Raw genomic sequence first — 8,930 nt, 5'->3', positions numbered from 1 at the left:
GGCGCCGCGCTGTTCACGGTCGGCGGTGCGTTCCTGCTGAAGTCCCGCCGCAAGCGGGCGGCCATGGCCCGCCACGCACGCTGACTCCGGCTTCCGTCCCGCTGCTGAGCCGCCTGCGGCGGCAGCGCTACGGCGAGTGACCCGAAGACCGTCACTCTCGGCTCCAGTCGGTGCCCTGGTGACCGCGATCCCCACGCTGGTCGTGTACTTCGTGCTCCAGTGGCAGTTCGTCAGCGGCCTGACGCTCGGCGGCCAACAAGGCCTGACTCAGCGGTTGTCAGAGGCCGGTCTGAGCCGTTAAGGACCGAGCACACAGTCTGCCGGAGGCAGGAGTTGTTCGCTGCGCGCTCCTGCCTCCGGTACGCACCACCGATCCACCCATCCGCGAGTGGCGGACGACTACGCCGAGAGGCAGCGGCGGCGCGCGTGGCGCCGTCCGAACAAGTCCATGAGATGGACCGCTTGGCAGGCGAAGCCTTTGCTGGCTCGGCTTCTGGAGATAGCGAAGAAGGAGCCCGAGGCCGGGCTGATGAAGGACCTTCCGCAGTCTCTGCGACATGTGCGTGATCAGCCTGCCAAGTCGGACACCGGCGTCTCCGCCACTTCACACCACGCGGGCACCACAGGCGAAGCCGACTCCAGCGGACTCAGCTTGACCCGACAGCTGCCACGGCTCGAACGAAGTCGCCCCTCGACCTCTGCGTCCGCCCGCGCCACCTCGATCGGCGGCCTGCACAGAGCCGTATGTACAGAGCCGCAAGCACAGAAGGGACACGACATGCTCAACTACCAGCGCACCCGACCCAGTCCTCACTCCACCGCACTCCCTCCCGCGGAGACCCGCTCCCTGCGCCGCGCGGCAGCTGGTCTGCTGGCCGGGCTGATCACGGTGTCGATCAGTACCCTGTCCGGCGCATCACCGGCCGCCGCAGAAGACCCCACGTTGGACGCCGGCCAGTTCCAAGGCGTGAACTGGGCCAGGGTGGGAGACAACTTCACCTACGGCGCCGTTGTCCCCGAGGGGCTGAACGAATCCGACAGCTACGAGACCGTCAAGGTCAAGGCCAACGCTATCCTCAGCGGGTTCCAGAGCACGCTCGGCGCCAACACCGTACGGCTGCCGATCAACAGCCGCTCCGTCCCGGGCACGACGTGGGGCGACAGGTACGCCGGCGCCATCGATGCCGCGACAGCCAAGGGCTTCAAGGTCATCCTCTCCTACTGGGAAGGGGACGGCGAGGACAGGAACAACGACGGGAGACCGGACGGGCCAGGCTGGAACGGCAAGGTCGTCGACGCGGACGCGTTCAAGTCGATGTGGAAGGCCGTGACGGACAAGTACGAGTCCAACGGCCTGGTCCACTTCGAGCCGTTCAACGAGCCCCATGGACACAGTGCCACCGACTGGGCGGACATCGCCGCCAGGTGGATCGCCGACAGCCCGTCGGTCCCCAGGAACCGGATCATCGTGAGCGGACCCGGCTACAACGACTACGTCACGAGCGTGTGCGCCGATTCCCGCCTCGACGGGACCTACCTCTCGCTCCACCACTACGCCTTCAACAAGCCGGCGAGGACCTACGGCGAGTGGGTCACCGACTTCAAGAGCAAGATCGGCACCTGCGCCAAGCGCACCATCCTGGACGAGTTCGGCGCACCGATGGGCGGCGCAGGGGCAGACGCCGACAAGGACTACAACAACGCCAACAGCACCGACAACTTCGTGCGGTACCTGCGCGCCGACACCGACACCGTCCGCGAACTCGGCATGGGCGCCGTCTACTGGCCGGCCATCGGCGGCAAGTACCAGGAGTACCCCGACCACGACTACTACTCGCTCTTCGACCTCGAGGGCAGCGGTGCCAACCTGACGCTGGGCATCCGCAACATCAGCGGTATCGACGCCGTCAAGCGTGCCCGGGGCGCCGCCCCCGGCTCACACACGAGCATCCTGCGCAACGCCGACGGCAACGGCTGCCTCGACGTCCCCTATGTCAGCCACGACAACGTTCAGGTCCAGGTCTACGACCAGTGCTCGGGCGGCGCCAACCAGCTGTGGACCCTGACGCCCTCCGGGCAGCTCACCGTCTACGGCGGCACGAAGTGCCTGGACGCCTACCGTGAAGGCACGAGCAACGCCACCGAGGTCGGCACCTACGACTGCAATGGGCAGCACAACCAGAAGTGGATGGTCTACTCCGACGGCACGATCCGCTCAGTGAAGTCCGGTCTGTGCCTGGACAAGGACCTGACCACCTCCAAGGTCCAGCTCTGGTCCTGCTGGGGCGGCGACAACCAGAAGTGGAAGACCAGCTAGCGGAAATCCCCCTGGGCGCGCCCGCACGCCCGCAGGCCGGTCGCGGACGCCAAGAGCCACGACCGGCCTCCCTGGGGGCGCTCGCCGGCGAAGGAGAGTGGTGGCCCTCAACGGAGGACGAGGCCGGCGTCAGCAGGCACTTCGCCGAAAGAGCACAGCGGCCGAGGAACGGTAGTACTCGCTCCTGAAGGGGCCGCTGAGTGCCTCGGAAGGTAGATCATCCCACCGGGTCGGTCAACGTGACAGAGCCCTTACGGTGCGCCGGCGCGGTGATCTCCCTTCTGAGGATCTTGCCGCTGGGGCCGGTCGGCAGCGTGTCCGCGAGCCACACCTGGCGCGGGTACTTGTATGCCGCCACGCGCTCCTTGACGAACTGCTGAAGCTCGGCGGGCGTTGCCTGGGCCTTCGGGCGCAGCACCACCGCGGCCGCGATCTCCTCGCCCAGATGCGTGTCGGGCACGCCCACCACCGCGGCCAGTGCGACGGCCGGGTGCTCGTGGAGTACCTCCTCGATCTCGCGCGGGTAGACGTTGTAGCCGCCGCGGATGATCATGTCCTTCTTGCGGTCGACGACGTACAGGTAGCCATCCTCGTCCTGCCGCGCGAGGTCGCCGCTGCGCAGCCAGCCGTCCGGGATGGTGGCCGCCGTCTCCTCCGGGCGGTTCCAGTACCCCTTCATCACATTCGGCCCGCGGACGGCCAGTTCGCCGATCTCGCCGAGGGTCACATCCTGGCCCTTGTCGTCGAGGAGCCGCACCTCCACGTCCTGGATCGGGGTGCCGATGGACCCGGCTTTGCGCGGCCGGTCGGGGTGGTTGAACGTGACCACCGGACTGGTCTCGGACATGCCGAAGCCTTCCAGCACCACACAGCCGAAGCGACGCTCGAAGCCGTGCAGGATCTCCACCGGGAGCGAGGCTCCGCCGGAGACGCACATCCGCAGCGTGGACACGTTCGCTTCCGATGGGTGTTGGAGCAGTGCGGCGTACATGGTCGGTACGCCCTCGAAGATCGTCGCCCGGTCGCGGGCGATGGCGTCCAGTACGGTCTGCGGGTCGAAGCGGGGGATCAGGGTGAGCGAGGCACCGGCGCGGATGGTCACGCTCATCGTGCAGATCTGGCCGAAGATGTGAAACAGCGGCAGACAGCCCACGACCACGTCGTCCGCTGTCACCCGCTGCACATGGACCGCGTTGACCTCGGTGTTGTGCCGCAGTCCGGCGTGGGTGAGGGTGGCGCCCTTGGGGCGGCCGGTGGTGCCCGAGGTGTACAGCAGTACGGCCACGTCCTCGCCGTCCGGCTCCCTCACCTCCGGCAGCGGCTCGTGACCGGCCAGCAGGCCCGCGAAGGCCGCGGGCTCGACGGCCATGTGCCGCACTTGGGCGGCGGCCGCGCCCTGCGCACCCTCGCCCGGCGCCTGGTGCCACTCGAAGAGCAGCACCGCGCCGGAGTCACGCAGGTGGTACTCGGTCTCCCGCGTCTTCAGCAGCGGGTTCATCGGTACGACGACCGCTCCGGCGCGCAGCACGCCGTAGTACAGGACGACGAACTCGGGAACGTTCGGCAGCATCAGAGCGACCCGGTCTCCCGGCCGTACGCCCTCGGCCCTCAGCAGCGCGGCGGCACGGGCGCTGCGCTCCTCGAGCTCCGCGTAGCTGGTGACCTGACCCCCAAGCCGCAGCGCGGGGCGTTTCGGCTGCCGCCGTGCCGTCTCCACCAGGAATTCCGCCAGATTGGCCATGACCGCCTCCACGAAAGTCGCCGTCGAAATCCGCTGTTCACGTTGACGACATCGTGCAGATGTCCGTGGCGACGGCCTATGTGCGGTATGACAGCGTCTGCTCTCCCGGATTGTTCCCGAGAGCAAAGCAGAGGCGTTACGCTGCGGGAATGGACCTCTCAGGGGTGGTCTCGGCGCTTCATGCGAGGCTGCCGGAACTGGGTGAGCGGATGGCGCAGCGCATCCGCTCGGACGTCGATGCCTACAAGGACGAGTCGCTGATCCCTTTCGACTCGCTGCGCCGCTCGTGCACCGCCAACGCGGACCTGCTCCTGAACCAGCTCGGCCGCGAGGGCGCGCAGGACCCGAGCCCGGCCCGGGAGACCGGGCGCCTGCGTGCCGAGCAGGGCGTGCCGCTGGCGGACACCCTGCACGCGTACCGGATCGGCTTCGAGCTCGTGTGGACGGAGATCCTCGCCGAGGCCCGCACCCATCGCGAGGTCGATGACGCCCAACTGGTGTCCCAGTCCGCGGAGATCTGGGCCCTGTTCGGCCGCTACGCGGAGGCGGTGGCGGCGGCCTACCGGGAGACGACCGCCGAGCTGACCTCGCGGCGTCAGGCGCGCCGCTCGGCACTGGTGGAGGCACTGTTCACCGGCGTCATCGCCGACCACACGCTGTGGGAGGCCGCGCGTGAGCTGGGTCTGCCTGACCGAGGGCCCTACGTGGTCGCCGCGGCGGCCGCCGACGCTCCCGGTGAGGAGCCGCTGGCCGGGTCGGAAGCGGCGCTGCGCCAGGCCCAGGTCCACTTCGCCTGGCGGCTGCTGCCCGACCAGCAGATCGGTCTGGCCGCCCTGCCCACGGCGGCAGTGGAGAGCACCTGCCTGCGCATCCTGCGCCGCTCGGGCGCCCGGGTAGGTGTCAGCCCGTGCTTTCACTCCCTGCGGGCCACCCCCCAGGCGCTGCGCTTCGCCCGTCTGGCGCTGGCCGGCCTCCAGGGCACCGGCCCCGGCGTCGCGCGGTTCGACGACAATCCGTTGGCCATGGTCGTCGGCGCCGCCCCGGCCGAGGCGGCGCACCTCGTGGAGGTGGTCCTCCAGCCGCTGCTCGCTCTCCCCGCCCCGGAGCGTTCCCGCCTCCTGGAGACCATGGAGCACTGGTACGCCGCCGCCGGCTCCGCCACCGACGCGGCGCGCAGCTTGTTCGTCCACCCCAACACCGTCCGCTACCGGCTGCGGCGCGTCGAGGAACTGACGGGCCGCTCCCTGTCAGATCCGCGAGCGGCGGCGGACATCGGCGCGGCGCTCCTGGCGGTCCGCCGGGCGGGCGCGTCACCCAGTGACGTATTTCAGTAACTCGACTGCGTACTTCTACCGGCGTCCTCGCCCCGGCCGGGCCGTAGGGATCGGCGGGCCGGACGAGTGCCCGAGGATTGTCCAAGGTGGTCGCAGGTGGCCAGAACGACGAAGAGAGCCCACTATCATCCCGCCCACGAGTTGATCAGTTGGGGACGGAAGCGGAATCGTTGAAACGGCGCAGGGCGGAAAAGGTGCCGTCTGACCTGCAGTAAGATCGAAATGATCACAGCATGTAGTCGTGATGTCCGCACACGTGATCAGTCCGCCAGAGTCGCCGGCTGCACGGCCTGCGGCCCGAAGCGCCGACGGGCGCGGTCCGCGGCGCCTTCGGCCGCGCGGGCACGGGCATCGCCGGGATCCAGGGAGAGCTGCCAGTAGGCGTTCTCGTCCGGCAGCAGACCGTCGGCGCGGATCGCGTAGGCGCGGACGCGTGCCCGCTGCAGTCCGAGGGAGGTCAGCAGACCGAGTCCGGTCGCGGCGAGGGCGGGTGAGTGATCGGTGGGTTCCGGCAGCGCACGCGTGCGCGTGCTGGAGCTGCGGTCGGCGTACCGCACCGTGAGGGTGAGCCGACTCGCGATCCGCCCTTCACCGCGCAGACGTTGGCCGATCTGCTCGGCAAGTCCCAGCACTGCACGGTGGTGTTGGGCCGGGTCGAGGCAGTCCCGCTCCAGCACGAGGTCGGCGATCAGGTGCTCCGCCGGTTCCGACGGGGTGACGGGGCGGGGGTCGTGGCCGCGGGCGCGTTCGGCCAGCAGCCGTGCCTGGCCGGCGCCGAGGAGGCGTTGCAGCGTCGCCGAGGGCAGGTCGGTGATCTGGCCGATGGTGTGCAGGCCGTATCTGCCGAGCGTCGATGCCGTGGCGCGGCCGATGCCGGGCAGCGCGGTGACCGGGCGGGGGTGGAGCCAGTCGGCGGCCCGCTCGGCGGGGACCCAGGTGGTCTCGCCCGGCGCGGCCGTGTCGGCCGCCATGGCTGCCAGCATCCGGTTGCCCGCGAGCCCGGCGCTGCTGTCGATACCGTAGAGGCCCTTCAGTCTCATCATCGTCATCTGGACCATGTCGTAGGGGGAGAGGTCGAAGTACCGGAGCGCCGACGTCAGGTCGAGCTGTACGGCGCCCGGCGGGATGGTCTGCACATGAGGCGTGACACCGGACATCAGTTCGATTATGTCGCCGTACTGGGCCTCGGTCAGCGTGGCGTGCAGATGGAGGTGGGCGATGTGCCGCTGACGTGTACTCATCCCGCGCTCCCCGGGCTTCGGTGGCCGAACTTCTTCAGGTCGGCGGAACGGGTGCCGGCGGGTTGGAGGTCGGCGTACGGGTGCAGCCGTGCGCCCGCGGTGCCGTCGGCCAGGGTGCGCTGCGGCTGGGCGGGGGTCGGGTGCGGGCGGCTCTCGCCGAGCAGGGCGAGCGCGGCCTCGGGGCCGTTGTCCCGGCGGGCGGCGGCGATCTCGTCCAGGTCCCAGGCCATGGTGCCGACGACGGTACGGCGGGTGCCACGCACTTGGACCGTGCCACGCACCAGCAGCAGCCCGCTGTGGAACACGATGTGCGCGCACGCCGGATGGGAGTCCCCGAAGAACGCCAGGTCGACCAGGCCTGACCCGTCCTCCAGCGTGACGAAGATGATCCGCTTGCCACTCGCGATCGGCGGCGTCTGCGTGGAGGCCCGCACCCCGGCCACGAGCACCTGCTGACCAGCCCGCATCCCGGCCAGATGCGCCGCGTCGGTCGCGCCGATCTCCCGCAGCAGCCGGTGATGGTGCTCCATCAGATGCTTGGAGACATCGATGCCAAGGGTGCTCAACTCGGCGCTCAGCGCCTCCCGCCCGGTCATCTCCGGCAGCCCGCTCGGCTCCGAGCCCCCAACCGCGCCCGCGACGATGGGCAGTTGACCCTCGTGCGCGGACCGGGTCCGGGACTGCCGGTGCAACTCCGCGATCTGGAGCAGCAGATCACGCCGGGTGAGCCGGCCGTCGTGCAGACAGTTCAGGGCGCCGATCTCGGCGAGGCGCTCGGCGATGGGCCGGCTGGGGCGGGCCCGCTGCCAGAAGTCCGACAGCGATCCGTACGGCTGGCTCTCCTCGATCCGAGCGCATTCGTCCTCGCTGATGCCGTGCACCGCGGACAACGCGAGCCGCACACCCCACTGCTCCCCGTCGGCCTTCTCCACGGTGTGCCGCACCCGGGATCGGTTGATGTCGACGGACAGCACTTGCACGCCGCCCCGCCGGGCGTCAGCAACCAGGACCCGCTTCGGCCACATCCCGGGATCGTGTTCGAGCAGACCCGCCAGCAGGAACGCCGGATAGTGCGCCTTGAGCCAAGCACTCTGCAGGGCCGGTACGGCGAAGGCGACCGCGTGGCTCTCTTCTTCGCGATCTGCATGTCTCATGAGACATCGCCCTGAACGGCCGACGCAGATCTCCCCAGAGTTTTGGATGATCAGATAGGAGCCCGCCGACGGGCGGGGTGAGACAGTGGACTTCAGGAATAGATCTATCTCGAAACTCATCCGATCGAGGGATTTCTTAGCGTTCGAGCCCGGAGAGAGGAACGCATGTGTTAAATGCCACGGTCTTCGCCTCCAGTCAGTTGCAAAACGTCTCGACGGCCCTTGACCACGTCGGGCGCAAGGCCTCCATTTCGCTTACAGGAAAGCAGTGATGAATCGCAGCCTCTTTGATCTTGAGTCACGTTTGCCAATAGGGAAAACTAATCGAGAGTTCCGTAGCGTACGCGAGACTCTGGGCTTCACGGCCGCCCTTCGCCTCATGGACGAGATATTCTCAACATTCCCTGACGTGGACGGGAACTTCCGCAAAGAATTTCAGACAACCGGGTTCTCCCCTAGGTTTCTTGAGTTGACCCTCTATGCAATGCTGCAGGAGCAGGGTCACCACCAGATTGACAGATCTAGCGCCGCTCCCGACTTCGTGATTCGAGGAGAGCATTCGGTTGCCATCGAAGCCACAACCACCAATCCGCCACAGGGCAGCGCCTCGGAGGCTGAAGAGGACATCACGGCTGCAGTGCGCCGACTCATCCCTGACGACCTAGCCGCGACAGAGGAAGAGTTCGTCCTCCAGGCAGGCAAGGCCATCCGTCGAAAAATGATCAAAAGAGATGCGGAGGGGCGCGCCTACTGGGAGAAACCTCACGCCTCAGAGGCCCCCTTTGTAATCGCCCTGGAGGCGTTCCACCATCCCAGCGCCCACATCTTCAGCAGCACAGCCCTCGCCAACTATCTGTACGGACAACGGGATATTGCGCACCACGACAAGAATGGCCGACTCGTAATCACAAGTGAGCAAATTATCGAACACAAGAGAACGGAGACAAGAAGCCAATTCCAAGTGGGCTATTCAATCAGCCCGCATCCGAGCACCTGGCCGCCGTAATGTTCACAAATGATGCCACGATCTCGAAGTTCAACCGCATGGGCATAGAGCGGGGATACGGACCTGAGAACGTGCACCTTATTCGAGGCGGGCTAATGTACAATACCACCCCTGACGCAGACACTCCCGTTCCTTTC

5 protein-coding genes and 2 pseudogenes are annotated in these 8,930 nt (G+C 67.8%); 4 read left to right on the top strand and 3 right to left on the bottom strand.

Going from position 1 to position 8,930, the window contains the following annotated elements; genetic code table 11:
* Window positions 1–112 precede the first annotated feature (112 nt).
* Window positions 113–301 (top strand): annotated as a pseudogene (locus tag ACZ6D7_RS37555) (hypothetical protein); the annotation flags it as partial.
* Window positions 302–778: 477 nt separating this feature from the next.
* Complete coding sequence (locus ACZ6D7_RS37550) at window positions 779–2,317, top strand: ricin-type beta-trefoil lectin domain protein (RefSeq protein ID WP_469500728.1); 1,539 nt, start codon at window positions 779–781, stop codon at window positions 2,315–2,317.
* 217 nt (window positions 2,318–2,534) lie between these two features.
* Here ACZ6D7_RS37550 and ACZ6D7_RS37545 read toward each other — a convergent pair whose 3' ends face one another.
* Window positions 2,535–4,058 carry a long-chain-fatty-acid--CoA ligase gene (locus tag ACZ6D7_RS37545; protein WP_469500726.1) on the bottom strand — a complete coding sequence of 508 codons (1,524 nt, stop codon included), beginning with the start codon at window positions 4,056–4,058 and terminating at the stop codon, window positions 2,535–2,537.
* A 164-nt stretch (window positions 4,059–4,222) separates the two neighbouring features.
* On the opposite strand from ACZ6D7_RS37545, the gene ACZ6D7_RS37540 reads away from it, so the two are divergent.
* Window positions 4,223–5,392 carry a PucR family transcriptional regulator gene (locus ACZ6D7_RS37540; RefSeq protein WP_469500734.1) on the top strand — a complete coding sequence of 390 codons (1,170 nt, stop codon included), beginning with the start codon at window positions 4,223–4,225 and terminating at the stop codon, window positions 5,390–5,392.
* Between the two features lie 260 nt (window positions 5,393–5,652).
* Here ACZ6D7_RS37540 and ACZ6D7_RS37535 read toward each other — a convergent pair whose 3' ends face one another.
* Together ACZ6D7_RS37535 and ACZ6D7_RS37530 are read right to left on the bottom strand one after the other, a co-directional pair.
* A complete protein-coding gene (locus ACZ6D7_RS37535; RefSeq protein ID WP_469500724.1) occupies window positions 5,653–6,633 on the bottom strand; it encodes a DNA polymerase Y family protein in 981 nt (326 codons plus the stop codon).
* Window positions 6,630–7,760, bottom strand: a pseudogene (locus ACZ6D7_RS37530) (helix-hairpin-helix domain-containing protein); the annotation flags it as partial. The gene ACZ6D7_RS37535 and the pseudogene ACZ6D7_RS37530, both read right to left, overlap by 4 nt.
* A gap of 406 nt (window positions 7,761–8,166) precedes the next feature.
* Between ACZ6D7_RS37530 and ACZ6D7_RS37525 the strand changes: the two are divergent.
* Window positions 8,167–8,793: a hypothetical protein gene (locus ACZ6D7_RS37525; protein WP_469500722.1), complete on the top strand. Its 627-nt coding sequence runs from the start codon at window positions 8,167–8,169 to the stop codon at window positions 8,791–8,793.
* The last annotated feature ends 137 nt before the right edge of the window (window positions 8,794–8,930 follow it).

Source organism: Streptomyces sp. NPDC041784 (assembly GCF_055591025.1).
This window is presented reverse-complemented; position numbering and strand designations above follow the sequence as displayed.